24 protein-coding genes and 1 pseudogene are annotated in these 26,677 nt (G+C 70.9%); 7 read left to right on the top strand and 18 right to left on the bottom strand.

The window, feature by feature from the left end:
- Positions 1-13 precede the first annotated feature (13 nt).
- Positions 14-979 (top strand): YihY/virulence factor BrkB family protein, encoded by a 966-nt coding sequence (locus ABZ385_RS25730; RefSeq protein WP_358696404.1) that lies wholly within the window; start codon positions 14-16, stop codon positions 977-979.
- Between the two features lie 83 nt (positions 980-1,062).
- On the opposite strand, the gene ABZ385_RS25725 is transcribed toward ABZ385_RS25730, so the two are convergent.
- Complete coding sequence (locus ABZ385_RS25725) at positions 1,063-1,518, bottom strand: MarR family transcriptional regulator (RefSeq protein WP_358696402.1); 456 nt, start codon at positions 1,516-1,518, stop codon at positions 1,063-1,065.
- A gap of 62 nt (positions 1,519-1,580) precedes the next feature.
- On the opposite strand from ABZ385_RS25725, the gene ABZ385_RS25720 reads away from it, so the two are divergent.
- Positions 1,581-2,414 (top strand): alpha/beta hydrolase, encoded by an 834-nt coding sequence (locus tag ABZ385_RS25720; protein WP_358913392.1) that lies wholly within the window; start codon positions 1,581-1,583, stop codon positions 2,412-2,414.
- A gap of 129 nt (positions 2,415-2,543) precedes the next feature.
- Here the strand turns inward: ABZ385_RS25720 and ABZ385_RS25715 are convergent, their stop codons facing one another.
- The 3 genes from ABZ385_RS25715 to ABZ385_RS25705 form a co-directional block, all read right to left on the bottom strand.
- Positions 2,544-4,442: an endonuclease/exonuclease/phosphatase family protein gene (locus ABZ385_RS25715; protein ID WP_358913390.1), complete on the bottom strand. Its 1,899-nt coding sequence runs from the start codon at positions 4,440-4,442 to the stop codon at positions 2,544-2,546.
- Between the two features lie 260 nt (positions 4,443-4,702).
- Entirely contained in the window at positions 4,703-4,930 is a 228-nt protein-coding gene (locus ABZ385_RS25710) for a hypothetical protein (protein ID WP_358913388.1), read from the bottom strand.
- A gap of 259 nt (positions 4,931-5,189) precedes the next feature.
- A complete protein-coding gene (locus ABZ385_RS25705) occupies positions 5,190-5,789 on the bottom strand; it encodes a hypothetical protein (RefSeq protein WP_358913386.1) in 600 nt (199 codons plus the stop codon).
- A gap of 332 nt (positions 5,790-6,121) precedes the next feature.
- On the opposite strand from ABZ385_RS25705, the gene ABZ385_RS25700 reads away from it, so the two are divergent.
- Positions 6,122-6,979 carry a glycoside hydrolase family 16 protein gene (locus ABZ385_RS25700; protein ID WP_358913384.1) on the top strand — a complete coding sequence of 286 codons (858 nt, stop codon included), beginning with the start codon at positions 6,122-6,124 and terminating at the stop codon, positions 6,977-6,979.
- A 60-nt stretch (positions 6,980-7,039) separates the two neighbouring features.
- On the opposite strand, the gene ABZ385_RS25695 is transcribed toward ABZ385_RS25700, so the two are convergent.
- Positions 7,040-7,753: a haloacid dehalogenase type II gene (locus ABZ385_RS25695; protein ID WP_358913382.1), complete on the bottom strand. Its 714-nt coding sequence runs from the start codon at positions 7,751-7,753 to the stop codon at positions 7,040-7,042.
- A gap of 82 nt (positions 7,754-7,835) precedes the next feature.
- On the opposite strand from ABZ385_RS25695, the gene ABZ385_RS25690 reads away from it, so the two are divergent.
- Positions 7,836-8,408, top strand: coding sequence for a CGNR zinc finger domain-containing protein (locus ABZ385_RS25690; protein ID WP_358578913.1), 573 nt, complete (start codon positions 7,836-7,838; stop codon positions 8,406-8,408).
- Between the two features lie 520 nt (positions 8,409-8,928).
- Here the strand turns inward: ABZ385_RS25690 and ABZ385_RS25685 are convergent.
- A complete protein-coding gene (locus tag ABZ385_RS25685) occupies positions 8,929-9,168 on the bottom strand; it encodes a hypothetical protein (RefSeq protein ID WP_358578911.1) in 240 nt (79 codons plus the stop codon).
- Between the two features lie 250 nt (positions 9,169-9,418).
- On the opposite strand from ABZ385_RS25685, the gene ABZ385_RS25680 reads away from it, so the two are divergent.
- On the top strand, positions 9,419-9,847 hold the full coding sequence (locus ABZ385_RS25680; RefSeq protein ID WP_358578908.1) for a hypothetical protein: 429 nt from the start codon (positions 9,419-9,421) through the stop codon (positions 9,845-9,847).
- A 132-nt stretch (positions 9,848-9,979) separates the two neighbouring features.
- On the opposite strand, the gene ABZ385_RS25675 is transcribed toward ABZ385_RS25680, so the two are convergent.
- The 6 genes from ABZ385_RS25675 to ABZ385_RS25650 form a co-directional block, all read right to left on the bottom strand.
- Complete coding sequence (locus ABZ385_RS25675) at positions 9,980-10,615, bottom strand: DUF6629 family protein (protein ID WP_358696393.1); 636 nt, start codon at positions 10,613-10,615, stop codon at positions 9,980-9,982.
- 143 nt (positions 10,616-10,758) lie between these two features.
- Positions 10,759-11,883, bottom strand: a complete 1,125-nt coding sequence (locus tag ABZ385_RS25670) for a SagB family peptide dehydrogenase (protein WP_358696392.1) — start codon at positions 11,881-11,883, stop codon at positions 10,759-10,761.
- A 223-nt stretch (positions 11,884-12,106) separates the two neighbouring features.
- Positions 12,107-14,317: a YcaO-like family protein gene (locus ABZ385_RS25665; protein WP_358913380.1), complete on the bottom strand. Its 2,211-nt coding sequence runs from the start codon at positions 14,315-14,317 to the stop codon at positions 12,107-12,109.
- Between the two features lie 274 nt (positions 14,318-14,591).
- A complete protein-coding gene (locus tag ABZ385_RS25660; protein WP_358578900.1) occupies positions 14,592-14,750 on the bottom strand; it encodes an azolemycin family RiPP peptide in 159 nt (52 codons plus the stop codon).
- A 459-nt stretch (positions 14,751-15,209) separates the two neighbouring features.
- On the bottom strand, positions 15,210-15,560 hold the full coding sequence (locus ABZ385_RS25655; protein ID WP_358913379.1) for a MarR family transcriptional regulator: 351 nt from the start codon (positions 15,558-15,560) through the stop codon (positions 15,210-15,212).
- A complete protein-coding gene (locus ABZ385_RS25650) occupies positions 15,530-16,231 on the bottom strand; it encodes a maleylpyruvate isomerase family mycothiol-dependent enzyme (protein ID WP_358696387.1) in 702 nt (233 codons plus the stop codon). The genes ABZ385_RS25655 and ABZ385_RS25650 overlap by 31 nt, the downstream gene beginning before the upstream one ends.
- 101 nt (positions 16,232-16,332) lie before the next feature.
- Here ABZ385_RS25650 and ABZ385_RS25645 point away from each other — a divergent pair, with 101 nt between their 5' ends.
- Positions 16,333-16,773, top strand: a complete 441-nt coding sequence (locus ABZ385_RS25645) for a MarR family transcriptional regulator (protein ID WP_358578894.1) — start codon at positions 16,333-16,335, stop codon at positions 16,771-16,773.
- A 90-nt stretch (positions 16,774-16,863) separates the two neighbouring features.
- On the opposite strand, the gene ABZ385_RS25640 is transcribed toward ABZ385_RS25645, so the two are convergent.
- Both ABZ385_RS25640 and ABZ385_RS25635 read right to left on the bottom strand, forming a co-directional pair.
- Complete coding sequence (locus ABZ385_RS25640) at positions 16,864-17,253, bottom strand: signal peptidase I (protein ID WP_358696384.1); 390 nt, start codon at positions 17,251-17,253, stop codon at positions 16,864-16,866.
- Positions 17,254-17,332: 79 nt separating this feature from the next.
- Entirely contained in the window at positions 17,333-19,204 is a 1,872-nt protein-coding gene (locus ABZ385_RS25635; protein ID WP_358913426.1) for a protein-arginine deiminase domain-containing protein, read from the bottom strand.
- Between the two features lie 390 nt (positions 19,205-19,594).
- Here ABZ385_RS25635 and ABZ385_RS25630 point away from each other — a divergent pair, with 390 nt between their 5' ends.
- Positions 19,595-20,437: a calcium-binding protein gene (locus ABZ385_RS25630; protein ID WP_358913377.1), complete on the top strand. Its 843-nt coding sequence runs from the start codon at positions 19,595-19,597 to the stop codon at positions 20,435-20,437.
- Positions 20,438-20,574: 137 nt separating this feature from the next.
- On the opposite strand, the gene ABZ385_RS25625 is transcribed toward ABZ385_RS25630, so the two are convergent.
- The 4 genes and pseudogenes from ABZ385_RS25625 to ABZ385_RS25610 all read right to left on the bottom strand — a co-directional run.
- Positions 20,575-21,126 (bottom strand): hypothetical protein, encoded by a 552-nt coding sequence (locus tag ABZ385_RS25625; protein WP_358913375.1) that lies wholly within the window; start codon positions 21,124-21,126, stop codon positions 20,575-20,577.
- Complete coding sequence (locus ABZ385_RS25620) at positions 21,123-21,866, bottom strand: alpha/beta fold hydrolase (RefSeq protein ID WP_358578885.1); 744 nt, start codon at positions 21,864-21,866, stop codon at positions 21,123-21,125. Before ABZ385_RS25620 ends, ABZ385_RS25625 begins: the two co-directional genes overlap by 4 nt.
- A 93-nt stretch (positions 21,867-21,959) precedes the next feature.
- Complete coding sequence (gene pulA, locus ABZ385_RS25615; protein ID WP_358913373.1) at positions 21,960-24,671, bottom strand: pullulanase-type alpha-1,6-glucosidase; 2,712 nt, start codon at positions 24,669-24,671, stop codon at positions 21,960-21,962.
- 279 nt (positions 24,672-24,950) lie between these two features.
- Positions 24,951-26,348 (bottom strand): annotated as a pseudogene (locus ABZ385_RS25610) (alpha-amylase family protein); the annotation flags it as partial.
- Positions 26,349-26,677 lie beyond the last annotated feature (329 nt).

Below are 26,677 nucleotides of genomic sequence, written 5' to 3'. Positions count from 1 at the left end.
GCACATCTCCTGCATGGGAACAGTGGTGCGGGTACCGCAGACGAGAGACATGATCGGTGACGAGTTGTCCGGCGACGAAGCCTGGAGCGCCCTGCGCCGCTACGGGGGACGCCGGCTGGTGACCGACGCGTTCCTGCGCTTCCGCTACGCCGACGGGTTCAGCTTCGCGCGGGCCCTCGCCTTCCAGCTGGTCATCGGAATGGTGCCGCTCGCCATCGCCCTGGTCGGCGTCTCTGCGGCCGTCCACACCCAAAGCGTCGGACGGCTGATCGAACTGACCTTGGGCGAGATCGTTCCGGCGGCCAGCCACGAGCTCGTGCGCGAGGGCTTGGTGGCCACCCGCTCGCATGCCGGTGCCGGCACGGCGGGCACCGTGGCCATGTGGCTGGGTCTCGCCTTCGCCCTCCTGAACCTCGCATCGGCCATGGGCCAGGTCGAGCGGGGTTGCAACCGCATCTACGGGATCGAACGCGACCGGCCCTTCCTGGAGAAGTACGGCCGCAGCCTACTGCTGACGGTCGGCGCGGGCGGGCCTCTGGTGCTCGGCTTTCTCGTGACGGTGGCCGGCGGGGCGGTGGGCAAGGCGCTGGCGGAGGTGTTCGACTGGCCCGGGGCGTGGCTGAGCTGGTGGGATTGGGGGAAGGTCCCGGTGGGCGTGGTGCTCGCCTGCATCGCGTCGACTGTCGTCCTGCGGTGGGCGCCCCGGCGCGACCAACCCGGTTACACCTGGCTGGCGTTCGGGTCCGCCGTACAGCTCGTCCTGTGGATCACCACCACCTGGCTGCTGGCCCTCTACGTGGGGCACAGCGGGTCCTTCGGTTCGTTGTACGGGCCGCTGACCGCCCTGATGGCCCTGTTCCTCTGGGCCAATCTGGCCGGCGTCGCGCTCTTCTTGGGTGTGGCCTTCGCGGCCCAACTGGAGGCGGTACGAGCCGGCATCACCAGGCCCGTGCATCCAGATCCCGGTTCCGGGCCCTGACCCACTGGCCGAACCGGCTCGATGGCCCTAGGGAACATCCTCGGCCCTCGCCTGAACGGACGTACTGGTCACGCCGAAACCCTTCAGTCCGAACCTGCCCGCCCTGCGGACTCCAGTACCGCAGTCAGAAAGCGACGTACCGTCTCCAACTCGTCCGCCTCGAAATCCTCCGCGACCGCCACCACCTCGTTGATCACCGGTCCGAAGAAGGCCCATCCGAGTTCCGTGGCCTTCTCCCGCACCTCCAGCAGCACGCGTCGCCGGTCCGCCGTGTCCCTGCTGCGCCGGACCAGTCCGAGCCGCTCCAGCCGGTCCACCAGGGCAGTGGTCCCGGCGGAGTTCAGTCGCAGTTGCTCGCCGAGCCACCCGGGCGTGGCCCGCGTACCGGTGCGTGCCGCGTCCAGCAGGTGGATCAGCGCGCGCACATCGGTGGGATGCAGCTGGTGCCGTGCGGCGAACTCGGCACCGAGCAGGTCGAACTCCACGGTGACCGCGCGCAGCAGATGAACCAATCCCATCGCCGGGCTCTGATCGCCCATGCGCCCTCCTCGAATCGAACTCGTAATATCTCGCTGAACGAGAATATCGCCTGGCGAGAGGAATGCCCGTGTCCCTGCCCGCCTTCGACCTTGCCTACGACGAACTTCGCGCCCGTTGGCCCGAGTCCACACAGGAGCGCGACGTCCCCACGCCGTGCGGGCGCACGCGGGTCCATGTGTACGGCCCGGTGGACGGCAGTCCATTGGTGCTGCTGCCGGGCGGCTCCGCCACCGGTCTCGCCTGGTTCGCCAACGCGCCGGCTCTGGGTGAGCGATGCCGGGTTCACGCGGTGGATCTGCTGGGCGACGCCGGTCGTACCGAACGCCGGGGCACACCGCTGAAGAGCGCCCACGATCTGACGGTCTGGTTGGACGCGCTGCTGGACGGCCTCGGGCTCGCCCGCACACACCTGTGTGGTCACTCGTACGGTGCCTGGCTGGCCGCCCGGTACGCACTGCACGCACCACGGCGGGTGGACCACCTCGTCCTGGTGGACCCCACCCAGGTCTTCGCCGGATTCCGCCTCGGCTACCTGCTGCGCGCACTGCCCACCCTGATCCGTCCGAGCGAGGCCCGCGCCCGCGCCTTCCTGGCCTGGGAGACGGCAGGCACACACCCGGACGAGGCTTGGCAGCGCCTCTACGCGCTGGCCACCACCGTGCCCGGCCGGAAGCTGGTCACCGGTGCCCGGCCTCGGACCACCGACCTCTCCATGCCGGTCCTGGTCCTGCTCGCGGAACACAGCCGGGCCCACCACGCTGCCAAGGTCGCCGACCGGGCCCGCCGGATGCTCTCCCAGGGAGAGGTGGCAGTACTCCCCCGGGCGACTCATCACTCCCTGCCGCTCACCGAGCCGAAGCAGCTGAACGAGCGGCTGCTCGCTTTTCTGTCCTGACGAAGGCCAAATGCCGGCACGTGCAGGCCGCCGGGCTCGAAGAACCGCCGCCCGGCGACCCGCCACGCCGCCACCCGACAGCCGGGCTCTGACCTGTGTCGTGACTACGGATCCTTCGCCGCTACGGCGTCACGGTGCGATCGTCCAGCGTTGACGCGCTTCGGGGCCGCATTCGTCGACCGTCACGTCCTCCGTCTCCCTCAGCGGCGCCACGAGGCACAGGTGGTTGGCCTCGTTGCGCAGGCGGACGGAGCCGTCGACGTAGGTCTCCACCAGCCAGCGGCGACCCGTACCGTCGTTCCTGCTGTTACCGGTACCGCAGTCACCCAGTACGGAAGTGGTGCCGATACCGGAATCGTCGCTGTCCAGGACGTCGACGCATTTGCCGCTGTCGATCCCCTTGATCCGCGCGATGTTGTCACCGGGACCGGCGTACTCGATGTCCCAGCGCGAGGTGTCCCCATGGCTGTAGGTGGTCAGCTCGGTCTCGTCGCTCTTGCCCCCGTCACGGGCGGAGAGGTAGAGGCCGCTCGACGCGCGCAACCGGGTTTTGCTCTCCCCGGGCTCCCAGGTCCTCTCCTCCACGGCTCGGGAGTTGTCCCACCACCGCTGGGCCTGGCTGCCGTCGCACGGGAGGGCCAGAACGCGTTCCAGCATCGGCGTACCGGTCAGACACAGTTCCGGGCGGGCGGAGTTGCGCCAGATCAGCGTGCCGTCCGGCTCCTCGGGGGACTCGGGCTGCCACTGGGCGTTCTTCGACTCGCACGGCAGAAGCAGGACCTGCAGCGGCAGCCACGGGTTGAGACCGGGGCATCCCCGGGGCCTCGCCGCCCGGTCTGCGAGGACGCCGCGGGCGGCGGAGGCGCCGGGCGGGCTGTCACCGTAGTTGAAGCGGTACCAGTGTCCCTCGACGGTTCCCATGCGGAACCGCTGCCGGTCGTCGAACCGGTCGCTGCCGCTGATCACACGGCCGTCGTTCGTCACGCTCATGACCCACCCGGTCCGGGCGTTCTCGAAGGCGGAGGAGAAGGTGTGGGTCGCGCGGGCGGGTGCGGGCGTCACGGGAGCGGGGTGCGGTGCGAACTGCACCGGGTAGTGGTCCGCGCCGCGCCCCGAAGGGAAGCCCGCGGTGTACCGGGGCATGCCGTAGGTGATCGCGTAGTCCAGCTCGCCGCCGTTCTGGTGCGTGGCCCTGTTCGGCCGTACCAGCTGTTCGCCGGCGCGCAGGTGGAGACTTTGGTTCCGGGCCTGCTCGTCACTGCGGTGGCGGATGTCAAGATTGAAGTCGCCGAGCATGACCCACCGCTCACCGGGCCGGGTCGCGTCGCGGATGCCCCGCAGCAGTCCGCCGACGTCCGCGCCGCGCGCGTGCACGTTGTAGTAGACGGTGTTGCCGATCCGCACGCCCAGGGCCCGGCGGAAGCGGTACGCGTTGTTGGTCTCGCTCGGGTTGTACATCGGGTTCTCGATGACGCGGATTTCGTCGGCCTGTTCGGCGGTGACGATCGCGAGGTTGACCCGGCCGCCTGTCCACGCGTCCCGCCCTGTCGTGCTGCTGTGCTGCGGGTCGGTCTGCAGGTAGTACACGTGGCGCGGTGGCCGGCCACCGTCACCGGTCGACCGACCGTACTGCCACCGCGAGTGGTTGACCGAGCGCGGCAGGCCGGCGGGCCGCGTCACGTCCATCGGGATGGGGATCGACTCGGGCTGGGTGCCGTGCGCGTCGGTGGGCGGGCCGCTGCCGACCTCCTGGAGGGCGAGGACTTCGTGCTGCTCCGTCAACGGGCCGGCTTCACCGGTCCAGCGCTGCCCGCGGTTGGATCCCTCCATGTTGTACGTGGCGAACGACGGGGCCCTGTCGGCGGCCTGCCGCGGCGTTCCCGCCGGCTTCCCGTTCGCCCGCGCCGCCTGACCGCCCGGCCCGGGTACGACGCCGACGAGCAGGCCGACGGTCAGCAGCGCGGTGAGGACCGCTGCCCACCGTGAGCTGCGCGGGCCGGATCGGGATGTGGTGCTCGTTCGTGGCACCGGTGATAACCGCATGATGCGTCTCTCCGTTCAGAGATCGGAAACGCCCAGAGTCTTGAGGGCGCTCCGTCCCGCCGGCCAGCGGAATCGGGCGATCGGGGACGCTCGAACGCCGGACCAGTTGCTGACCGGCGGTGTTGTGGCAGCCCTGGAACGGCGGAATGGGACGCCGGGGGCAAGGTCTTCAGGTGGACGGCCCCTCTGGAGCAGGGGCGGTACGGGTGGCGGGGCGGGGGCGGTGCCCCGGCATGGAAGCCGAGTCACACGACCTCGATGCCCAAGCGGCCACCGAACTGCCGGCCGAGACGGAAGCCGAAGGCAGAGTGGATGTGGGCGTACATCTCCATGCCGCGGGCGTAGCCCGCAAGGTTCCCGGCGAGTGGGACGGCAGCAGGGCGTTGGTCGACGTCCTGCCGCTGACCCGGCACCTCACCGCCGACGCGGTCGCTCTGGAGGCCCTCAAAGCCGCCCGTGCAGAGGACGAGCACCCGTCGGGACGGCCCTCCCGACGGTTTGCGGACAGCCGTCGGCAACCGACACATCCCTGTATGAGTGGCGGCTGGCCCACCTTCCGCCGGACACCAGACCTCTGCCGTCGGTGCCCCGATGACCAACTGCTCCGAAGCCGACTTACCAGCGGTAGCCACGGACGTGAGGGAGAAGCCCAGTGGCCCTGCCCCGCCAGCGAAGCCTGACTTGAGGCCGTCTTTGAACTCCCGCCGCTTCGCAGGGGGCGAAGACAGGCTTCTAGAGGGTGTCCGGAGTGTGATTCTCCGTTTCCACTTCCGCCTCCAGCTCGTCTCTGATCGCCTCATCGAGTTCACGCCGAAGCGGCGCCACCACCTCGGCCCAGTAGCGTGGAGCATCCGCCGCGCTGATCGAGGAGCGTGCGTGCCGGGGCCAGATGATGCCCAAGGCCACGTACGTAACGCTGCGAGCCAGGGTTGCGACCCTTTCGCTTACCGCATGAATGGCGAGGGCGTGCTCCGCACGATGCACATGGCTTCCGGCTGCTCTGACCTGCAACTGGTCGAACGGTTCAGCGAACACAGCCTCCCGCATCTCCGATAGCGCATTCTGCATGCCCATATACCTGGCGTGCCGTTCTTCACGTTTTCGGCGTTCCGTCTCCGCTCGGTTCTGGCGGCGCAGAACTTCTAAGGCGCTTTGGTGGGTCTTTTCCGCGACCTCCATCGCAGTTCGATGGGCGGCTTCTGCTTGCGCCATCGCCGTTCTGTGTGCAGCCTCGGCCTGTGCCAGCACAGCCCGCTTCTGCCAGTGGCCCACCAAAGCGGTAACGGGGATGCCGCCAAGGGCGATGATCGCCACGAGGTTGCCTAGGTCCATGCTCGATACCCTCCGCCATATGGTGGGATCATGCCCCAGCATGAGCTAATCCGGGGACCGGGAGGCGAGTTCCCATGGGCATCTGCGAGCGCACTGGTCGCCAACTGTTGTTGCAACTCATCAACGAACGCTGCCGCTGAACGTGAACGAAGCCCTGCGCACCATGGCGTGCGCCGTCCGGTTGGGTGTCTTCGCCCTCGAACACTGCGTCCGGTGCGACGGTGTCACATCGAGCCGACGACGTGGGCGCCGTCCGGGCCGCCGCCCTTCGGCGCCGGAGATGGCGCTTTGTAAGGTTCGTGCAGTACGCACGATCTTTCAGGAGTAGCGCGATGAACCGACGTACCCGTCTGGCCCTTCTGTTGGCGCTGAGCGGGTTGCTGTCCGGATGCGGCTCCGCCCCGGTGGGCGAGGGCGCCCCCTCGTCAGGGGACAAGCCGTTCTGGCGCGCCGAGTTCGATGGGGCCGCAGCCGTCCGACCCTCGGAGAAGTTCTGGAACACCGAGATCGGGAACCGGGACGCCGAGGGGTGGGGCAACAACGAGTTGCAGTACTACACCGACGACGCGGCCAACTCCGCACTCGACGGCTCGGGGCACCTCGTGATCTCTGCGCGGCCCTCCCCCGCCGGGGCGAAGCTCCCCTGCCACACGCGAAAGCACTGTCCATGGACCTCGGCCCGGCTGACGACGGAGGGAAAGGTGGCCCTCACCCGGGGACGCGTGGAGATCCGCGCCAAGATACCCACCGGCACGGGACTACTGCCGGCACTCTGGATGTTGGGTGACAACGGAGTCGAGTGGCCCGGACAGGGTGAGATCGACATCTGCGAGGTGGTCGGCGGTGAACCGCGGACGGTGTACGGCACCGCGCACGGGCCGACGTACTACAACGAGAAGGGCATCGGCGGCTCCACCACGCTCCCCGCCGACGCGTCACGGGCGTTCCACACCTACGCTGTCGAAAAGCGACCGCACCGCATCACCTGGTCCGTGGACGGCGAGCCGTACTTCACCTTGACCCCGTCGAAGCTGCCCGCGAAGCGCGACTGGGTCTTCGAGCAGGACATGCACCTGCTGCTCAACGTCGCCGTCGGAGGTGACTGGCCCGGCCCTCCCGATGCCTCCACGCCGTCGCCCGCGAGGATGACGGTCGACTACGTACGCTTCTACGGCGAGGGCAAGGTGTAACCCCCGGCCCAGTATCCGGCGCAGCCGGCACGCCGCTCCTGGTCGACGTACGTGCTCCTCTCAGCGCTGCTTCGGCGCCAACGCCGTGACCAGCTCGTCCAGTTCCTCGCCCTGCCAGTCGAAAACATCCGAACGCTCTGGTGGGTCTCCGCCCGGTCGCCCCACGTAAGCGGTGCGCAACCCCGCGGTCTGTGCTCCACGGAGATCCCAGGCGTGTGCCGCCACCATGAGGATCCTCTCCGGCGGGCATCCGGCCGTGTCCACCGCCAGTCGGTAGACCTCTGGGGCCGGCTTGTAGGCCTGGACGGCCTCGGCCGACAGGGCTTGGTGCCAGCGCAGGCCCGCATGGGCGCTGAGGCGGAGCAGTGCGGTGCGGTCGGCGTTGGAGAGGCCCAGGACGGGATACCACTGCGCCAGTCGCTCCAGGGCCGCGACGGAGTCTTCCCAGGGGGACAGCCGCTGCCCCGCCGTCGCCAGCCGGTCGACCGTCGCCGCATCGGTCACTCCGGCACGGTCCGCGACCCGCCGAGCCGCCTCACGATCGACGGTCCCGCTGCCGGCGTAGGCACGGTCTCCTTGCATGACGCGCTCCTGTTCCCGGGCGACATGCTCCTGCCACAGGGCAGTGAGTTCGTCGAGGGACGCCTCATCGCACCACCGAGCCGCTTCCCGTATCCCCGCCCGGAGTCCGGAGAGTTCGTCGACCAGCGTGCCGAGGACGTCGAAGACGACGACCTCTATGCCATCGGCCTCTATGTCCTGGATCCCGGTCATGTGTCCTCCTGTCGGCACTCGCGTCACCTGTTCAACTGGTGACGATGTTGCCGTCGCTACCGTCACCGGTCAAGATGGTGACGTGGATTTCGCGTTCGTGAGTGGCAACTCGGCCCTCGATCTGGCCGGTACTGTCGGCTTTCGCCGGGATGAGCCCGTCGACTCGCTGGTCGCACCGGCGGACCTCGAACGGTGGGTGGGGGCGTGCGAGGAGCTTCCCGACCGCGTTCGCGCGGACTTGTCGACCTTCCGGTCCGCTCTGGCACTGCGGGAAGCGATCTATCGGCTCGCGCTCGACCGCGTGCTCACTCGCCCCTTCGATCCAGACAGCCTGGAGGTCGTCAACTCCGCGGCTGCCGGCCCGACGATCACGGTCAGGCTGAGCAACGAAGGTCTCCATCTCTCCGGTGACCTTCGGGCAGCCCTCTCCCACGTGGCTCGAAGCGGTATGGCCGTACTCGCCGATCCCGCCGCACGCCTCAAGGAGTGCGGCCGCTCCCGCTGCACGCGCATCTACCTCGACCGTTCACGCGGTGCGCGTCGTACCTGGTGCGGAATGGAGGAATGCGGCAACCGCGTCAAGGCCGCGGCCTATCGGGCCCGGCGGCGGGCCTCATCGACGGGCGACGCGAGCGGGTCCGCGCACCCCTCGTGACGTAGGCCGCTGCCAACCGCCTTGTCACCTCGCACGAACGCGACCCTCGTACGTGGCGTCGTGGGCTGGTTCGGGCGGGAACCTGTTCCTGGACGGCCACGCCCAGAACGTTGAGGTTTTTCACGGAGTCCTGGGCTGCGATGGCCTCGATCGCGTCCTCGGCCGCGGCGGGTGCGTCGGCGCCGCCGCACTGGTTGAGGGCGAAGCCGACGGGGAGCCCGGCGACGTTGCCGTCGGCGCCGGTGCCGTGCATCGTGGCGCCCTCGGCCCCCGCGCCGGTGAGCAAGTTGGCGCAGGAGGTGCCGATAGCGGGAGAGCCGTCAGGGTCACGGTCGTGGTAGCGGTACGCCAAGAGATCATGCCGGGTGCAACGACCCGGCATCCGCTCCTGCTACGGCGCGGCCGGAGCCGCCGGGGCCCGTGACGGAGAGGGCCGTCTGGGCGGTCACCTTGCCCGGGCGTCCGGCCGGCCTCCCGGCCACTCGATCCGCTCGGGTCAAAACCCGCGATGCGGGGCCTGTTACTCCACCGGGTCCTCGTCGGCGTGCCGTGCGGCCTTCTTCGTCGCGATCTCGACTTCGTGGCGTGCCTGCCCCGTTGCCTCGGCGTGCGCCGTGACGGCCGTCTGGAAATTCTCCGCCGCTTCGCCCCAGCGGCGCCACTGCGCCGCGTACTCGTCGCCGTCGAGGCCGGCGAGTCGGGCGCGTTCTTCCTCTGCGGAGCGTTCCAGCTTGATCAGAGCATCGGTGATGTCAGCCACGATCCGATCTTAAGCAGACAGCGCAGGACACTGGCCGCGACATGTGCGAAAGGGGTCCAGATGCACGCGGTTCTTTGGTCGGCTACCTCCTCCGGGCCGGGCCGCCGACCGTGTGAGGCCTGGCGGACCTCGCGGTGGGGAGGCGTTGCCGAGGTTCGGTGAGCGCCGAGCGAATACGGGTGTGTTTCGAACAATGAGACGGGGTCAGACGGAGGGCATGAGTGAATCGGCGAAGAACGGAACCAGCCCTGTGAGTAACGCTTCGGCGGGCGGCAAGACCGACCGGTCCAAGGCGGAGGATGCCAAGGCCACGACGGCCAAGGCGGCTGGAGGCGCGGCCCGTTCCGCGTCCAAGGCCACCTCTGGAGCGGCCGCCAAGACCGGCTCCGCGGCCAGAGGCGTCAAGTCCTCGGTCGCCGAGGCGGGCGAGGGCGCGGCGTCGCTGGGCGCCACGCTCGGCGAGAAGGCGAAGGCCGGAGGCGAACTCCTGTCCAACGTGCCGGGAAAGACGCTGCAAGCGGCGACGACGACGTGGACGGTGCTCAAGAACCGCAAGGCGATCGCGGTGGGCGTCGGCAGTAGTGCCGTCGCCATGCTCGCCGGCGCGTACGCGCTGGGAGGCGCCAATGTGAGGCGCGCCCAGGGTCCCCTGACCCGCGCCACGCGCGGAGTTCTCTGAACGGTCACGACTGAGCCCCTGGCGCCGCCGAAAGGCGGCGCCAGGGGCTCATTGGCGTCTTGCTCACTCCGCACCTCCCCGGCGAACGCGGGGCGGACCGGCGAGGTCGATCCTCGGCCGGGCCCGGGTGCCTCAACCTGGCGGGCGGGTGACCGGTGGACGACGTTTCTTGACCCAGAGCAGCAAGAGCACCGAGCACACGGCGGCGAAGGCGCACCACGTGGAGATGTACTCCTGTCGCCACAGCACCACGCACACCCCGGCCCCGACGGCGACCAGCACGCCGAACAGCCCGAGGCCGCGGTCGCCCGACAGGAGCAGGGCGCCGATGGTGGCGAGCAGATAGCCGGCGACGACGAGCCCCGGTCGCGGCAGGCCGAGGGAGTAGCCGACCGTGTGGCCCCGGATCTCGGCCGTCACCGTACGCCTGGCCAGTGTGTACGCCAGTACGGTCGACGTCGCGGTGCCCGCGGCCAGGGGGATGAGCAGGCGGCGTCGGGCGTCCGGTGGCGCCGCGCACAGCACAGCCGCCGGAACCCATAGCGCGAGCAGCGGGAGCGCGATCACCGCCCAGGCGACGGTGGCGGGCCCCGTCCCGCCACCGTTGCGCCAGAGCGCGGCCTCGATGATCTGATGCGCGCCGAGAAGGAGCGGAAGCGCGGCCAGCGGCAGGTCACGGGGGTGCCGAGCCGCAAGGGTCACTCCGGCGATTCCCACGGCGGCGATACCCGTGCCCGCCACCAGATCCGCCGTCGCACTCCAGCACATGGCTGAAACGCTACGGCCGATTCCGTGCGAGGGCGCGTCGGGCGGGGTCCGCGCAGGTACACCGCGCCCGGCCCGAAAAAATTCGGGGAGAACCGCTCGACCTCCCCAGATGTCACGGTTCTCCCCGACTTCACTTCGGCCCTCTACCCCCCATTCACCGGACCATGTGCACTGATTCCCTGGTCGTTTCCGGTGGTCTCCCGGCTCGGCGTCGGCGCCTCGCCGCTGCCTTCCGGACCGGGGAGTCCCAGGGCCAGGTTGCCTACGTGGAGCAACTCCTCGTGCCGGCCCTTGAGGAATGCGATCTGACTGGTGGGGCGCATGGTGCCGGTGGGGCAGGCGCCCAGGCCGAGGTCGGTCGCCGTCAGGCACAGCGTCTGCAACAGGCATCCGGTGTCCCGGTAGATGAGGCTCAGCGCCAGACCCGCGTACTTCCAGCCGGTGCGGGCGGCGTGCGAGGCGAGCAGGAGGCTCGCGGGCGGCGGATGCTCCATGTAGGCCGGTGTGGTGACCGTGGTGTTCAGGACGGTCGCCAGTTCGTCGTCCCACGGGGCGAGCCGGTTCAGGGTGTGGTCGAACGGGTCGTAGTGGTAGGCGCCGGGTGCCAGTCCGGAGACGTCCCGGGCGATCACGTACGCCTCCAGGCTGTGCCGTCCGCCGCCGGACGGGGACGGGCGCTGTGTCTGCTGGAACCAGAGGGGGCCGAGCGGGGCCCGGACGCGGGCGGAGCGGGCGAGGAACACCCCGAGGTGGCCGAGAGGCAGCGGTGAGGGTGCGAAGGCGCGGATGCTGCGCCGCTCGGTCAGTACCTCGCGCAGCGGTCGGCTGGGCAGCTCGTCGTGGTCGGCGAGCCGAATGGTCTCCGCCGCCTCGGGGTGGCGCAGCCGCGCCGGGGGCGGCGAGCCTTGCTGCGTGTGCGCGGCGGGCCCCTGGCCGGCGCGGGCGTGGGCGGCGAGTTCGTAGGGCGTCAACCCCTGCGCCGTCGGGGTCGGGTGGGCCGAGGAGCGGATGATTCCGGCGGCGGCCAGTTGGTCCAGGGCCCGCTGGGTGGCCGCGAGGTCGGCCGCGCCGCTTCCGTCGGTGTTCGGGACGGGCCCGCGCCATCGCGCGTGGGCCTCCTCGGCCGTGAGCGGGCGGTCCAGCTCGTTGAGGAGGGCAAGGAGTCGGGGGCGCGCCGTGAACCTGCGCCACCGGCGGCAGTCGACGAGGACCGGCCCCGCCTCGTCCTGCCATTCGAGGAGCAGGTCGGGGTTGCGCCGGTAGCGCACGGGGTGGGGCGTGCCTCCGTCGTCGACGCCGCTCGCGCCTGTGCGGTGTGTCGGGGGTGTGGGGGCTTCTGCGGCACGGGGCTTCAACGTTCCTCGACGCCTCTCTGTGGGGCCTGTGTGTGGGGGGTGGTGGTGGGTGTGCGGTTTCGGTGCTCCGGAGACGGTGGCCGCGGCGCGGTTGTTGCGGGCGAGGGAGGGCCTGACGCCGTATCGGAGCCGCGGCTCACAGGAACGGCAGGGGCAGTGGGTTGAGCTGTACCTCCGTCAGCGGTGTCTCGCGTACGTCCATGGCGAGCGGCGCCTCGAACACCCGTGGTCCGCCTCGGCGGTGGAAGTCGCTGCGCAGAGTGATCGGGCAGAGTCCGGGCACCACCGTCCTGACAACCGTCACGCCGCACTCGGCCACGTCGATCGGGGTGATGTCCACGGCGACCGCCTCGTGCCCTCGCGCCGCGAGTCGCCGCACGGCCTCCGTGACGTCGGCGGGCAGTCCGGCGGAGGGGCGCGGGGCCGCGACGGGGCGCAGCGGTCCCTCGTCCCAGAAGGCGAGGTGGGCGAGCCGGTGGGGCGCCCAGTAGAAGAGGGAGAACTCCTTCAGTGTGGTCAGCACGGCGTCCGGTTCGGGGATCGACTCCCCCGCGTCGAGGTTCTCCTGCCAGAGCCGGGCGCCTGCCCAGCCCAGACAGCCCTCTTCCAGGGCGCCGAGCAGGGCCGCGTGCGGGTCCAGGTCGGCGCGCGCGGCGTGGGTGACCACGGGCCGGCGTTCGGTGTGCCGGAGGAAGCGCACGCCCACCGCCGGGATGCCCAGGTCGGTGGTCAGGTCCTTGGCGGTGACCGTGACGCCCTGGGCGCGCATGTGCTCGACGATGCGCCGGGCCGGGCCTCCCGGTAAGCCGTCCAGGTCGAGGGTGGGCAGGACGAGCCGGTTCTCCCAGAAGATCACGGAGGCGTCCCTCTCGACGGCCTCCATCAGACCGCCGTGCACGGCGTGGTGGTAACTGCCGCCCGCCGCGAGGCCGGTGGAGATCGGGTCGTACCAGGCCCGGTGGCCGGGCGGGAAGCGGTAGGGCAGATAGACCGCGCACGCGGGAACGTATCGGGTGCGGCCGGTGAGCAGCGAGCGGCCCGGCACCCAGTCGATCTCCGCGTCCGGGTCGTAGGGGGCCAGACGGGTGTGGCGGGCGTACTCCGCCGTCGACCCCAGGGGCAGGGTGCGAGGGTCGACCGCCTCCTCGCCGAGGGCGGCCGCGCTGGCGCGCACCAGGCTCCGCGGGTCGTAGACGCCCGCCGCGTACCGTTCCAGGGTCTCGCCGACGGCGCACACGCGGGCCGTCACCGGGTCGTTCTTGACCGCGCCGCCTCGTGCCTCGGCCGTGACCGGGGAGAACCAGTGCGTCTTCGTCATCCCTGCCGTGCGGGCGTAGGTCGCCTCTCCCAGGGCGCCGTCCCGTTCGTCCACGAGCAGGCGGAGCACCATGCCGGTGAGGGGGTCCACCGCACCGCGCATGCGCTCCCAACTGGCTGTGTTGTCGATCTTTGTCGGCTCGCCCTTGCGTGGGGGCGGCACGGCGTGTGCGGCGCAGGCGGGGCAGCCCGGCAGGTGGAACAGCTCGTGTTCGGTGCGCGTCAGGGAGCCGTGTTCGATCTCGGTCAGCTTGGCGCGCCTTTGCGTAGGCTCGTCCTCCGGCGCCTTTCCGTGGTCTGCTGCCTGGTCGTGCCGGGGTCCGGGGCACATCAGGGTGAGCACTTCGTGGGCGAGCAGGCCCGAGGAGACTGCCGTGCTCGGCCATGCACCGGCGTCCGGCCCGCCATCTCCGTCGAGTTCGCCGAGTTCGCCGAGTTCGCCGTAGAGGATGTCCAGGGGGAGGTCGGCGATGGGCTGCCAGATGTGGTTGGCGCGGAGTCGGCGTACCAGGCACACCGGGCAGGGTGTGTGGGGCGGGTTGAGGGTGGCGTAGAACAGCCGGGTGGGGGTGTCGAGGTAGGTGACCAGCGGCGTACCGGCTTCCAGGGCGGAGGTGACGCGCCGCACCAGCTGCTCCTCGGGGAGCGAGAGCGGCAGGAGCGCGACGGCCGCCCGCGGCGCCTGGTCGTCGGGCACCGTCGGCACGCCGGCGCGCTCCAGCAACGCTCCCACCTCGGCGCCCACCCCTCGCGGGGTGACGGCGACCGGACTGCCCGTGCGGAGTGCCGTCATCTCTCCGTACAGCGGATGCACGACCTGCCCGCGTTCGTGCGCGAGCCCGCGTGCGCGCAGACCGCCGACCACCTGCTCGGGAACGGCGTCCGCCCGCACGGCGTCGCTGCCGGTCCCGGGAGCGGGTACGCGGACGGGAACGCGCAGGGTTCCGGTGCTCGCGCAGACGTAGAGGTGGTCGCCGCGCGGTACCAGGCGCACGTCGGGCCGCAGCTCGGTGTGGGCATGGGCATCCATGGGGCCGCCTTCCGGGAGGGGTGAGAAGGACACGCTCGGCTCGGCGCCGGGTGGAGCACCCACGAGGTCAGGCGCCGCAGTGCGCGAAGCACCCTAGGCGGCGGGGGTGGGCGCGCGAAGCATCACTGGTCGCCGTGGCGGGCGCGAAGGGGCATGAGCCGGTGTCGCGGCCACGAAAGGCTGCTGACCGGCGTCGCGGGCTCGAAGCGTCGCGGTCGTCGTCGCGCGTGAAGTGCCCCTGGCCGCCGTCGCGCGCGGCCAGGGGCGCGGAGCCTCAGGAGCCCCCGGACGTGGTGGTCAGCACGTCCATGGAGTTCGGGGCCGCCCAGGACAGGCAGCTGTGGCCCGCGAACGCCTCCTCCGACTCCGAAATCGCCATTTCCTCGAACAGCGATTCGCCGTCGATCTCGATGGGCTGGTTCGTCGGCTGCATTGTTTCCGCCCTTTCGCTCGCGTGTCTCTTTTTCCTTTTCGTTGCGCACTGCACTGCGAAACCGCCACAAGGACGGTTCGGCTATTCCATTGCAGGATGCCGAGAACGGAAAAACAAGGGTATGCCGGAATAACCCACCTAGTAGGTGATATGGAAGCTTTCGCGGCGCACGAGGGGGGCGGGGGGCGCGACCACGTGGCCGTAAAAGCTCTCCTGAGCGGTCGTTACGCCTCTCATGGTCGGCGCCGTCATGGTTGCAGCCGGCGGCGAGAGGGGAAGCTGGTGGCCCCTCCGCGCCCCCACCGACGCCGTCCCGGAACTGATCAACGGCCGTGCATTCTCCGTATGCCCTCCGACAAGGGTGTAGGCACCACCGAGGGTATGGGCGCACCCTTTCGAGACAGTCCCGGGATCTCGGCACAGCAAGAGCCCGGGGGATTTACGGGAGAGGCGGAGCACCTACATCTTGGTCGCCCGGTCGTAGGCGGCCACCGCCCGTTCGAGGAACGTCGCCACTGTGGCCCGCTCCTCCGCCGTCATGGACCCGGTGATCTCGGCGATGCCCGTGACGAGGGGCTCGACGTGCTCGAAGGCGGCCTGCTCCCAGTGCTCCGCGGGCGTGACGAGCACCTTGCGCCGGTCGCTGGGGTGCGGTCGGCGGTTCACGTGCCCGCCCTCGACCAGGCGGTCGATCACCAGCGTCATCGCCGCCGTCGAGGTGCTGAGTTCGCGTGCCAGCTCGCTGGGTGTCGCCGGGCCGGTGCCGACGAGGTGGTCCATCACCGCGAGTCCGGCGGGATCGATGTGCATCCGCCGGCCCAGGTACCGCTCGAACCGCTGCTCGGCGGCTGGGGGGCCGGTCGCAGTGGGGTGCGTTCCAGTCGGTCCTCGGCTGCGGCTGTCCTGCCGGTGAGCAGGAGGAGCAGGGCGGAGATCGGTCCTCGAATCTCCTCCCCCTGGCCGCGGGTCCAGTCGATGTCGATGGCGATCAGGCGGGCCTTCGGCAGGGGCCACGGGCGGGGCGGGAAGCGCATGGTCCACACCCGGTCGGCGGCGTCACGGGCGGCCCGTGGGGGCATTTGGCGGTCGCGCCCGAGGGCGAGGGCGATGTCCTGGCCGTGGACGAGGATGTCCAGCAGCGGCTCGCGAGGTGTGGTGCCCGGCGCGAGTCGGCGGGAGCCGGTGATCGCGCGGAGGTTGGCCACGATGTCGGCGGTGGGCCGCTCGGCCTCGCGGATCGCGGAGTCGTGGATCATGCGGTCGAGGTCGCCGTGGGCGCGTACGAACTCGCGAAGCGCCCAGCGGTAGGTGGAGCGGGCCGTGATGGTCAGATGCGCGGCCACGTCCCGCACGCGCCAGTCCCCGCACTGGGTCGGCGTTTCCCACTCCTCGGGGCTCAGGCCTTCGAGCAGTTCCGTCAAACCCGTCCGCTCACGGTCGACGATGTGCCAGCGTTCGTCGGTCCCGAGGATCGCGGCCATGGGGATCACCCACTCAAGTGGTAAGCTTCACTGACCAAAGTAGTCAGAGAGGCTTACTTAAGTCAAGGGTATGGCCGATCTCAACCGGGGGTGAGTCGAGGATGGCGGAGGAGAGCGAGCTCAACACGGGCGTGCTCCTGTTCATCCCGTACCGGGCTCTGGAGGACCGTGTCTTCGCCGCGCTCGCGACAGCCGGGTTCGATGACCTCACGGCCGCCCAGGCGAGGGTCATGCAGCGGGTCAGTCCGCACGGCACCCGGCTGACGGAACTGGCCGCCCAAGCCCAGATCACCAAGCAGACGGCCGGTTTCCTGGTCGACCAGCTGGAGAAAGCCGGTTACGCGCGGCGGGTGCCGGACCCCACCGACAAGCGGGCCCGGCTGGTGTGCGGGGCGGACAGGGCGTGGGCGGCGAAGCGGGTCGCCGACGCGGTCGTCGCCGAGGTGGAGCAGGAGTGGGAGGCGCATCTCGGCAAGCGGCGCATGAAGCAGTTGCGGGAGTCGCTGGCGTCGCTGCGTGAGATCACCGACCCCTGGGCGTGACCGCCCGTCGAGTGGGTCGACCTCGGCCCGTCGGACGCCCCGGTTGTCGAAGAACGGGCCCGCGGCTGCTTTGCACCTCGCCTGCGCGGGTCAGCTCCGCGAGTGCGCCTGGTCTCTCTCCGCCACAGCGTAGCCGGGCACGGACGGCCACCGAACCGTCAGTACCACCGACTCCTCCTCGGCGAACCACGAGTGATCGACTCCGCTCCCCCACAGGACGTAGTCACCTTGCTCTTGGAGGAGGACGCTGCGGCCGGGCAGTTCGACGCGGAAGCGGCCGCTGATGAGAACCAGCAGAGCCGTGCGTTCCTCGCCCTTCACCCACTGCGCGCGTTCGTCGGCGCGGGGGTGGACACCCCATTTGATCTCCACGGCCTCGCTGTGGCGCGGGTCGTCGGCGTCCTTGAAGTGCCCGAGGAGCCATCCTTGGTCCAGTGCCGCGTCCTTGCCCGCGTTGCCCACGTACACGTTGTCCTTCATGTGGTCGGACGCTAATGGAGAGGCCGGGGTGGGGGCGGGGCCGGTGTCCGTGGGGGTGTGCCGGGCCCGCCCCGAGGCGTTACGTTGTCGGCCACCACGGCGCGCGGGCGTCACGCAGCGTGTTGGTGCCGCAGTGCACCTCCCCCATGCCGAGGTGGTAGGTGTACCAGTCGTCGATGTAGGTGGTGGTGAATCCCGCCTTGGCGTATACGGAGTTCACCGCCTGCGTGAAGATGTCCCGGCCGCCGATGACCGGCCCCCACTGGCGGGGTGCCAGATAGCGGGTGGGGCTCAGCAGGACGCCGTTGACCGCGCCCGGTATGTAGGCGCTGTTCGGCCGGACGGCGGTGGCGCCGGCTCCGGCACCGCCTGCGGCGTCCCGGGCGCGGGGGCTCTGGTCGGCGCCGCGCAGCTGGCTGAACTTCTCCAGGGACTCCGGGCCCATGCGGCGCAGTTTGCGGCTGCCGCTGAGGCCCGCGCCCTCGTCGGAGTCCCGCGTGTACAGGCCGGGCACCCGCACTATCTCGGCGTCGGTGACGCCGGTCTCGCGCCTGAGGATGTCCAGGTTGGCCTTGATGCGTGCCGCCGCCGTCTTGTTGTCGGCGTGGAACGAGGCCTTGGCGAGCACCTGGTCGATGGTCTCCTTGGGCGCGGGGATGTCGCTGCCGCGCGGGACGGAGAACATCCTCGAGCCGCCGTGCCCCTCCCGCTTCGCCTTGCGCAGCAGCTCCACCCCGGCGGCCGGGTCGGCGACACCGATGCGCCAGCCGCGCTCGGTGTCGGCGGGCAGGAACTGGATGAACTCGTCCACATGCCCGACCGCCAGCCACGACGTGTCGAGCAGCAGGGGCGCCTGCACGCCCTGCGAGGACAGGAACGTACGCATCGACTTGGCGGGCTTGGAGCCGGAGTCGGCGCGGTAACCCTGGATGATGCGGCCCGCCGGGTAGCTCTTGCCGTTGAGCGTGTACGGCGGAATGGTCTCCAGGTTGCCCATGGAGTTGAGCGTCCACTCCTCGCGCACCGTCGGCTTGCCGACCTGGACCACGCCCACGTCCGGGCCGCGCAGCTTCTCGAACAGCTCGCGGCCCGCGTCCCGGTCCGGCTGCGCCGACCGGATCATGACCCTCATGGTGTGCTGCCCGCCGTCCGGGCCCGGCATGCTCGCGTAAGCCGGCTCGACGAAGTCCTGCGCCCAGGGGTCGCCGTACTTGGTGAAGGTGGTCAGCGGCTTGGCGATGCCGGCGTCCTTGACCTGCTTGGCGAGTTCCGCGACGAACTTGCGCTGGTCACGGCCGTAGGCACCGGCGCCCTTCACCTTGGTGACCAGGACCTCCTCGGCGCGCTGCAGCTGATGGTGGGTCAGTACAGGGGCGGTGCGCAGGACGACGTCGTCGGAGCGGGACGTGCCGCCGCCGGTGAGCGTGAACCGGACCTTCACCTCTCCGTTCCACTTCTGCCGGTCGCGCACCACGTCCGTGGCCTCGACGCCCAACTCGACCCCGGTGCGCAGCTCTTCGGCGGAGAGCCGGTCGGCGGGGCGCAGCGGGGACCAGCGGCCGGCCCGCTTGATGAACAGGTGCGACTTCCCGGCGTGGGCGCCGACCGCCTTGACGATGCCGTGGCTGCCCGCCGGAGCCCCGGTCAGCGGCACGGTCTTCAGGCGGGCCAGATCGTCCGCGTCACGCGCGCCGTTGACCCGGGTGTCGGACCCGTCGTTGCACCGGGCCAGCTTCGCGTCCGGCAGGGGCCTGCCCTGGGCGTCCTTGACCGGACAGCGCTTCGCGTCGTCGTCGATGTTCGGCAGGACGATCGCTCCGCGCCGGGCCGTCCAGGTGTTCTCGCCCGCCGAGTCGCTCGTGCCCTCCACATCGACGCTGCCGTCCCGGTTCACATCGGCGCGCAGATCGGGCACGTTCAGCGGTGCCTCCGGGCCACCGGTCTCCGCCATGGCCGTGGCTCCCGTGGCCGCGAGCACTCCGGCCACGCCGGTCGCGACGGCCACACTCGTCCATCTGTGCGTACGCACAGTTCCCCTCCTTGTCCCCGGCCCTCTGGTCAGGTTTTCGGTCGGCGAGGGCCGTTGACGTTAAGGAGGTCCGTGGGGCCGGGGAGGTTGTCAGGGCATCGGGATTCGTCCGGGATCCGGGTGGTCGGCGTCCCGGCCGGGCGAGTCTCCCCTTCTGTTCCGGCCGAAGCGGCGGTGCGGTGGTCATGTGGCGGTCACCGCGGTGTCCGCCACTGTTCACGCGCCGCGGGGCAACGCCCCTCTTGCGCCTCTTGTCTCACCGGGTGACCAGGAGCACCACTGCTCACGCACACCCTGAAGGGGCACTTCCGTATGCGTATCCACCGGACCACCGCAGCCATCGCCACCCTTGCCCTGAGTCTCGGTGCGGCCGGCTTAATGGCGTCGGTCGCCGAGGCCGCCCCGGCCACGGCCTCCGTCGTCGTCGCGGACGGCGAGCTCTGGTACAAGGCTGCGCCCGGCCAGCAGAACAAGCTGACGGTGGACGAGGAGATCGACCACCGCGGCGAGCACGACTCCTACTACGTCCTCACCTTCCACGACCGGTACGACATCGCCATCTCCGCCGACGCGGCGGAGTGGGACGAATGCGCGGACCCCGAGCAGGGCGACCGGACCGCCGTGCGGTGCGCGGTCAAGATCCCGGAGAACTCGGACGACTCCGACAGCTACGACATCGACCTCGGCGACGGGAACGACACCGCCACCGTCGCGCCGGCCGGCCAGGCCTGGGCCGGGATCTACGGCGGCAAGGGCGACGACGTCATCAAGGCGTCGCCGTCCGCGCTCCCGCACGGCGGTGACGGCGACGACCGCCTCGACGGCGGCGGCGGTCCGTTCGGCTTCGGGCCGTGGGGGGACGCCGGGAACGACACCCTCACCCACTGCGGCCAGGACTGCTTCGGCGGCCCCGGCAACGACTCCCTGACCGGCACCGGCGAGGCGAACGCCCTGCACGGCGAGGACGGCGACGACGTCCTGCACGGCAAGGGCGGCCCCGACGTCCTCTACGGCGGCAAGGGCAACGACAAGCTGTACGGCGAGGCGGGCGACGACACCCTGTGGGGCAACAGCGGTGACGACGTCCTGTGGGGCGGCACAGGCACCGACAAGCTCTCCGGCGGCCCGGGCCGCAACGAACTCCACCAGGACTGAACACTCCCCCGGCCCGCATGGCCCACGGAGATTCCTCCTTCCGCCCGCGGGCAGGAGGAGGAATCTCCGTCCATCGCTCCACAGGCCGGTCCGGAGTTCGAGGGATCCGGCGTACGGCCCGTGTCCGCGTTTCGTGCTCAGTCCTTGTCGTCGTTCTGGTCGTCGGCGAAGGCGCGCCGCCCGCGGGTGACCGCGAGGACGCTGCCGACCACGGCGATCAGGGCGATGGCCAGGGCGATGCTGACTCCGCCCTCCGTGTCCCAGTACACGTCCTCCAGGCTGATCAGCAGTGCCGCCTCGTCGATGACGAGCGCCAGGCCGACGCCGTAGGCGAGCCCCATCCAGGCGCGTGCCCGTGCCGAGCGTTCGGCCAGGCCCGCCCCGCCCACCACCATGAGCAGCACGATGCCCCACACGTAGTGGTGCAGGTGCACCCCGCCCGCCTGCATGTCGCCGACCCCGGCCACGTCGATGTGGATGAGCCAGGTCAGCAGGCGCATCCCGCCGAAGGTGAGCGTGAACCCCCACCACGCCAGGATGAAACCCCGCCGCTTCGGGGAGATGCCCGGCAGCAGGCGCAGCCAGGGCGAGGGGCGTTCCGCGCGCCCGGACGACGCGTGGTCGGCCGTCTTCGCGGTCTCCGGCGTCGAGGGCTCCGGCTTCGAGGGCGTCGTCTTCGAGGGCTTCATCCGTGCTCTCCCTCCGTGAACTTCTCGATCAGTGCGGCCATGGCGTCCGGCGCGGCGTAGTGGGCCGCGTGGGCCGCGCCCGGGAGGTCCCGCGCGCGTCCGTCGGCGACCAGGCCCGCCACGCGCCGCGTCCAGGCGCCGGAGGCGATGGTGTCACCCGCTCCCCGGACGACGAGCGTGGGCGCGCGGACCTGGGCCAGGTTGCTCTCGAAGGACTCGGCCGCGTCCCGCAGCGCGTGGCGGAAGGAGGCGGCACAGCGCAGAGGGCCGGTCACGAGGTAGTCGAACGCGGCCAGGGCCAGCAGGCTCAGGGGTTCCCTGGGCGCGTCCGCGACGAGCCGGCCGAACTGGCGCGTGCCCGAGACGCCGGGTTCGAGCGCCGGGCCGATCAGCACCAGGTGGCTCACCAGGTGCGGGTGGCGGGCGGCCAGGGCGGCGACCACCTGGCAGCCGACCGAGTTGGCGACCAGCGTGCTCGGGCCCATGGACCGCTGCTGGAGCAGGCGGGCCAGGGCGTCGGCGAGCCGGCCGATCTCGGGGGCGCGGGGTGCGGCGGCCCGCGAGCGCGCGTTGCCCGGCAGGTCGGGCACCAGCACGGGCGTGCCGCTCGCGGCCAGCCGGCGCGCGAGCGGCACGAAGTAGCGCCCCGAGAGTCCGAGTCCGTGTACGAGCACCGCGGCGGGGCGGTCCGTGCGGGGTGGGGGCCCGTACCGGCGGGTGAAAAAGCCGACGTCAGTCATGTGATCCACCTGCCCACCATCGGCCCACGCACCACGTCGCGCCCCGTCCGACACACGGGGCAGGCAACAGGCCCCCACGGTGTCGCGGCTGGTTCAGCGGCGCTCGAAGACCGCCACGGTGCGGCCGGGGACCTCGAAGGTTCCCGTGTCGCGCTGGTACGAGGCCGCCTTGACCACGGCGTCGGCGCCCTTCGCCTGCACGGGGTGCAGGTGGTAGGGCGTGCCCTTGACGGCCGCCACTCGCTGCGTCCGCGCATCCGGCGTCGCGTTGAAGACGACGACGAGGTCGCCGAGGACCATGGTGACCACGCCGGGCGTCTCCGCGGCGGTGCCGGAGAGCGGGAAGGACAGGCGGGACTGGACCTGGCCCGCCGTCTTGAGGGAGAAGTCCGGTTCGCCGGCGCGCAGCCTCACCAGGTCCCGGTACGCGGCCGACGTGCCGGTGATCTGCCGGCAGCCCGGGGTCAGGGTGGTGGAGCCGAGGAGGGGGCGGGCGAAGGGCCACTTGTCCTTGTTGTCGGCGGCCGGCGGCAGCCCGCGGCCGAAGCCGTTGCCGTCCCGGCAGCTCCAGTGGATCGCGTTGAACCAGTCACCGCTGTCGAAGGAGTTCCTGTCGAGGGACTTGGAGCGCAGCAGGTCGCTGCCGGCCTGGGAGAGCGAGGGGCCCTGGGAGAGGGTGGCGGTCGCCATGGCGAGGACCTGCATGCGGGCCCGCTCGGCCGGTGTGGTGTCCCGGGGCAGTTTGAAGGCGAGGGCGTCGTACAGGGACTCGTTGTCGTGCGCGTCGGCGTAGGAGACCGCGTCGCCGGGGGCTGCCGCGTATCCGGCGGGGGCGCCGTTGTAGTCGACCTGTGCGCCCTTGACCTCACGGCCGGCGGAGTCCGTGAAGGTGTACGCGGCGAGGTTGCCGGTGAGGCCCACCTTGAGCAGGTCCTGGTAGTGCAGGAGCCGGGCCTTCTGCTCGGCGGGGGTGCCGTTCGCCTGGGAGCCGTTGGGGTCGGTGTAGAGGCCGCTCGCGAAACCCTGGATGCCGGGGTCCCCGTCGAAGGGCGAGCCGCCGCGCACGGCGTCGCGGGCGCGGTCGGAGAAGGTCGCGATGCCCGTGCCGGCCATGTTCTTCTGCGTGGCCTGGACGAAGCGGGCGTCATCGGCGACCTCGCCGAAGTTCCAGCCCTCCCCGTAGAGGATGATCTTCTTGCCGTCCACGCCGTCCTTGTCGGGCGTGAGCGCGTCCAGGGCTGCTCTGACGGCCAGGACGTTGGCCTTGGGCTGGTGCCCCATCAGGTCGAAGCGGAAGCCGTCGACCTTGTACTCCTTGGCCCAGGTGACCAGGGAGTCGACGACGAGCTTGCCCATCATGGCGTTCTCGGTCGCGGTGTTGGCGCAGCAGGTCGAGGAGGCCACGGTGCCGTCGGCGAGCAGCCGGTGGTAGTAGCCGGGCACGATCTTGTCGAGGACAGACCTGTCGTCCTGTCCGCTCGCCACCGTGTGGTTGTAGACGACGTCCATCACGGTCCGCAGTCCCGCGCCGTTCAGGCCCTGGACCATCCGCCGGAACTCGACCGTGCGCCGGGGTCCTTCCGGGTCGCTCGCGTAGCTGCCCTCGGGCACGGTGTAGTGCAGCGGGTCGTAGCCCCAGTTGTAGGCGTCCTTCGCGGCGCTCCGGGCCACGCACGCCTGCTGTTCCTCGGAGTCGGGAGCCGCCGCCCGCAGATCGCAGGCCGGCCGCTCCTGTTCGGCCGCGCGCTCCGGAACGCTGCTCATGTCGAAGGCGGGCAGGAGGTGGACGTACGAGGTGCCGGCCCGGGCCAGTTCCCGCAGGTGCTTCATGCCGTCGGACGCGGTGTCGGTGAAGGCGAGGTACTGGCCGGGGTGGCGCGCCGTGTGGTCCTCGACGGAGAAGTCGCGGATGTGCAGTTCCTGGATCTGCGCGGCGCGCAGAGGTGTCGCCCGGGGTTTCCTCAGGCGGTCCCAGCCCTTGGGGGCGAGTCTCGGGTCACTGAGGTCGACGGCGAGGCTGCGCCCGGAGTCGGCGGTCAGGGCGGTGGAGTAGGGGTCGGTGACCTTGTTGGTGACGACCTCGCGCACGCTGGGCGCCCACACCTTGACGACGTAGCGGTAGGGCTTGCCCGCCCAGTCGCCGGGGCCGGTCGCGGACCAGACGCCGCTCGCGTCGTCGCGCCGCATCGGCACGCGCCTGCCGTCCAGTTCGAGAGCGGCGGACTGGGCGGTGGGGGCCCAGACGGCCAGGGAGGTGCGGCCGTGGTGGAAGCGTGGGCCGAGCGTCGTCTTGGTGGCGGTGGCGCCGTAGAGGTCGTCGAGCACGCCGTGGGTCTGGACGCCGGTGGCGGTGAGCAGCTTGCCGTCGGCGTCCTGGCGGACCGCGACGAGCTGTCCGGTCAGGGCCCGGCGGATGCCCTCGCGGTCGCGCGGGTCGACGGTGAAGGCCTCGTACTCCTTCAGATGGGGGTACTTCTTCCGCTGGGCGTCGGTGAGACCGCCGGGGGCCGGGAGCAGGCGGATGCGGCGGCCTTCACCGGAGAGCCGGCCGTCCCGCACGGCGAGCCGCCCGTCGAGCGAGTAGACCAACTCGTGGGTCGCGGCGCCGCCCTGGAGGTCCCATGCGAGGGTGCTCCGGTCGATCCACTGGGCCCGGGACTTGGTCAGGTCCAGTTCGTCGGGCGCTTCGGCGGTGGTGGCGGGCGCTCTGGGTGACGCGGCGGCCGAGGGCGTCAGGGGTGCGAGCGCGGCGAGCAGGGCGAGGGCGGTGGTGGCGAGGGTGCGGCGGCGCGGGGAGCCGGTCAAGGGGCTTCTCCTCAGGAGTGGCGGCTGGCGGATCGCAGGTCCGGGGTACGGGCTCCGGGTGGGCGGTGCACCTTTGCGGTGTTCGCGGGGCGGTCCGGGGGTGGGGACCCGGAGCAGCGGACGGGCCGCCCGCCGGCCGGGGAGGCCGGGGCCGGGCGACCCGTGTCGCGGGGATCGGGGGATCGGGCGCGGATCAGCGGTGCCGATTGGCAGTCAGTGGCGGCGGTCAGCGGTGTCGGAGGGCGGCCGGCGGTGCCATACCGGGGGCAGTGGGGGTCAGCACTTCCTGGCCTCGGCGTGCAGGGCCAGCGCGGTGTCCGGCGCGACGGCGGCCCGGAACCGGCCCGAGCCGTCCACCACGACGTTCCTGCCGCTCTGGACGTCGCAGTAGTTGCCCGGGGCGAGGGAGGTCTGGAAGGTCCGGTCGACGGTGGCACCCTCGTGGTTGATGACCACGTACGCCTTGTTCCCGCGGCCGAACGCGATGGCGTCGTCGCCGTTGTCCCACCAGTTGGTGACGCCCGTGCCACGCGCGGTGTTGCGGAACTTGACCATGCTCCGGATCTCGGGCCAGGCGTGCTGGCACTTCCAGCCGTCGCTGTAGCAGGCCTTCACGTGGCCGCCGTCGGGCGAGCCCGCGTCCGGGTCGCTGAACTCGTACCCCGAGTGCACGTCCGGGGAGCCGTAGGGCCAGGCCAGCATGAAGACGTGGGCGAGGGTGTACTTGGCGCCGTCCTTGTAGCTGAGACTCCGGCCGTGGCGTTCGGTGTCGTGGTTGGTGACGAAGACGGACGCCTTGGAACCGGGCAGGTAGCCCCAGCCCTCGCCGTAGTTCTTCAGGTAGGCGAGCTTCTCGTCGTTGAAGACGCGCTTGAGGTCCCAGGCGTAGCGGAACTCCTGCGCGTCACCGGTCTCGGTGTACTCGCTCGGGGAGACCCCCTCGTTCGCGCCGTACAGCGTCTCCTGCTTCCAGTAGACGTCCGGCTTGGTCAGCCGCGACCTGATGTTCTTGAGGTCGCCCACGGGGATGTGCTTGGCCGCGTCGATCCGGAGGCCGTCGACGCCGAGGGAGAGCAGGTCGTTGAGGTAGGTCGCGATCCTGCCGCGGACGTACTCCTCGCCGGTGTCGAGGTCCGCCAGACCGCCCAGCTCGCAGCTCTGGATGTTCCAGCGGTCCTGGTAGTCGCTGATGGCCGCCTGGCAGTCGTTCATGTCGGCGGCCGAGTACGTGCCCGGGTAGTCGTACTTGGTGAAGCGGGAGCCCGCGGAGCCGGTGCCGGAGGCGTTCGTCATGTGGTTGATCACCGCGTCGGCGATGACCTTGACGCCCGCGGAGTGGCAGGTGCGGACCATGTCCCGGAACGCGGTGCGGTCGCCGAGCCGGGTGGCGATCCGGTAGCTGACGGGCTGGTACGCGGCCCACCAGGCCTCTCCCTGGAGGCGCTCCTGGGGCGGCGAGACCTGGACGGCGCCGTATCCGTCCGGGCCGAGCTGGTCCGTGCACGCCCTGGCCACCGACTCGAACTTCCACTCGAAGAGGACGGCGGTGACGTCCTTGCCGCCGGGCGGGGCGGCCTGCGCCCGCGGGGCTCCCGCGACGAGGCTGCCGGCGGCTGCGGCGGTGAGGGCGAGGGCGGCGACGAGCGCTCTGCGGGCTGGGGTCTTCCGGGCAGCCATGGGGGCCTCCTGCGTCGGTGAGGGATGGCCTTGTCCGGCAACGCGCCGTGCCCGTCAGGCCGTTGAAGGATGTTGCAGCAACATTTCAACGCCGATTTCGGTCAGGACCGTACGGTCCCGCGGAACCATGGTCAACCCTTCCGGCACAACTGGGTGTCACACTGCGGTTCCCGGGGCTTCAGCTGCGGCTCCCGGGACTTCATTCGCCGCAAGACCTTTCGCAAGACATTGCGACGGTGTTACGTTCAACCACGACTCCGGTCCGAGCGGCCGGGGGCCTTGAGCAACGGGCCCCACGCGCCCGGCCGTTCGGGCCGGGTCTCTGGAAC

Source organism: Streptomyces sp. NPDC005898 (genome assembly GCF_040629635.1).
Taxonomy (GTDB): Bacteria; Actinomycetota; Actinomycetes; order Streptomycetales; family Streptomycetaceae; genus Streptomyces.
Note: the sequence above shows the minus strand (reverse complement) of the source record. Positions and strands in the feature narration are given on the sequence as shown.

Excerpts from the sequence above, each read along its gene's own strand:
- ABZ385_RS25730 (WP_358696404.1), top strand. The coding sequence starts at position 14 with ATGGGAACAGTGGTGCGGGTACCGCAGACGAGAGACATGATCGGTGAC.
- ABZ385_RS25725 (WP_358696402.1), bottom strand. The coding sequence starts at position 1,518 with ATGGGCGATCAGAGCCCGGCGATGGGATTGGTTCATCTGCTGCGCGCG.
- ABZ385_RS25720 (WP_358913392.1), top strand. The coding sequence starts at position 1,581 with ATGCCCGTGTCCCTGCCCGCCTTCGACCTTGCCTACGACGAACTTCGC.
- ABZ385_RS25705 (WP_358913386.1), bottom strand. The coding sequence starts at position 5,789 with ATGGACCTAGGCAACCTCGTGGCGATCATCGCCCTTGGCGGCATCCCC.
- ABZ385_RS25700 (WP_358913384.1), top strand. The coding sequence starts at position 6,122 with ATGAACCGACGTACCCGTCTGGCCCTTCTGTTGGCGCTGAGCGGGTTG.
- ABZ385_RS25695 (WP_358913382.1), bottom strand. The coding sequence starts at position 7,753 with ATGACCGGGATCCAGGACATAGAGGCCGATGGCATAGAGGTCGTCGTC.
- ABZ385_RS25675 (WP_358696393.1), bottom strand. The coding sequence starts at position 10,615 with ATGTGCTGGAGTGCGACGGCGGATCTGGTGGCGGGCACGGGTATCGCC.
- ABZ385_RS25665 (WP_358913380.1), bottom strand. The coding sequence starts at position 14,317 with ATGGATGCCCATGCCCACACCGAGCTGCGGCCCGACGTGCGCCTGGTA.
- ABZ385_RS25660 (WP_358578900.1), bottom strand. The coding sequence starts at position 14,750 with ATGCAGCCGACGAACCAGCCCATCGAGATCGACGGCGAATCGCTGTTC.
- ABZ385_RS25655 (WP_358913379.1), bottom strand. The coding sequence starts at position 15,560 with ATGCACATCGATCCCGCCGGACTCGCGGTGATGGACCACCTCGTCGGC.
- ABZ385_RS25650 (WP_358696387.1), bottom strand. The coding sequence starts at position 16,231 with ATGGCCGCGATCCTCGGGACCGACGAACGCTGGCACATCGTCGACCGT.
- ABZ385_RS25645 (WP_358578894.1), top strand. The coding sequence starts at position 16,333 with ATGGCGGAGGAGAGCGAGCTCAACACGGGCGTGCTCCTGTTCATCCCG.
- ABZ385_RS25640 (WP_358696384.1), bottom strand. The coding sequence starts at position 17,253 with ATGAAGGACAACGTGTACGTGGGCAACGCGGGCAAGGACGCGGCACTG.
- ABZ385_RS25635 (WP_358913426.1), bottom strand. The coding sequence starts at position 19,204 with ATGGCGGAGACCGGTGGCCCGGAGGCACCGCTGAACGTGCCCGATCTG.
- ABZ385_RS25630 (WP_358913377.1), top strand. The coding sequence starts at position 19,595 with ATGCGTATCCACCGGACCACCGCAGCCATCGCCACCCTTGCCCTGAGT.
- ABZ385_RS25625 (WP_358913375.1), bottom strand. The coding sequence starts at position 21,126 with ATGAAGCCCTCGAAGACGACGCCCTCGAAGCCGGAGCCCTCGACGCCG.
- ABZ385_RS25620 (WP_358578885.1), bottom strand. The coding sequence starts at position 21,866 with ATGACTGACGTCGGCTTTTTCACCCGCCGGTACGGGCCCCCACCCCGC.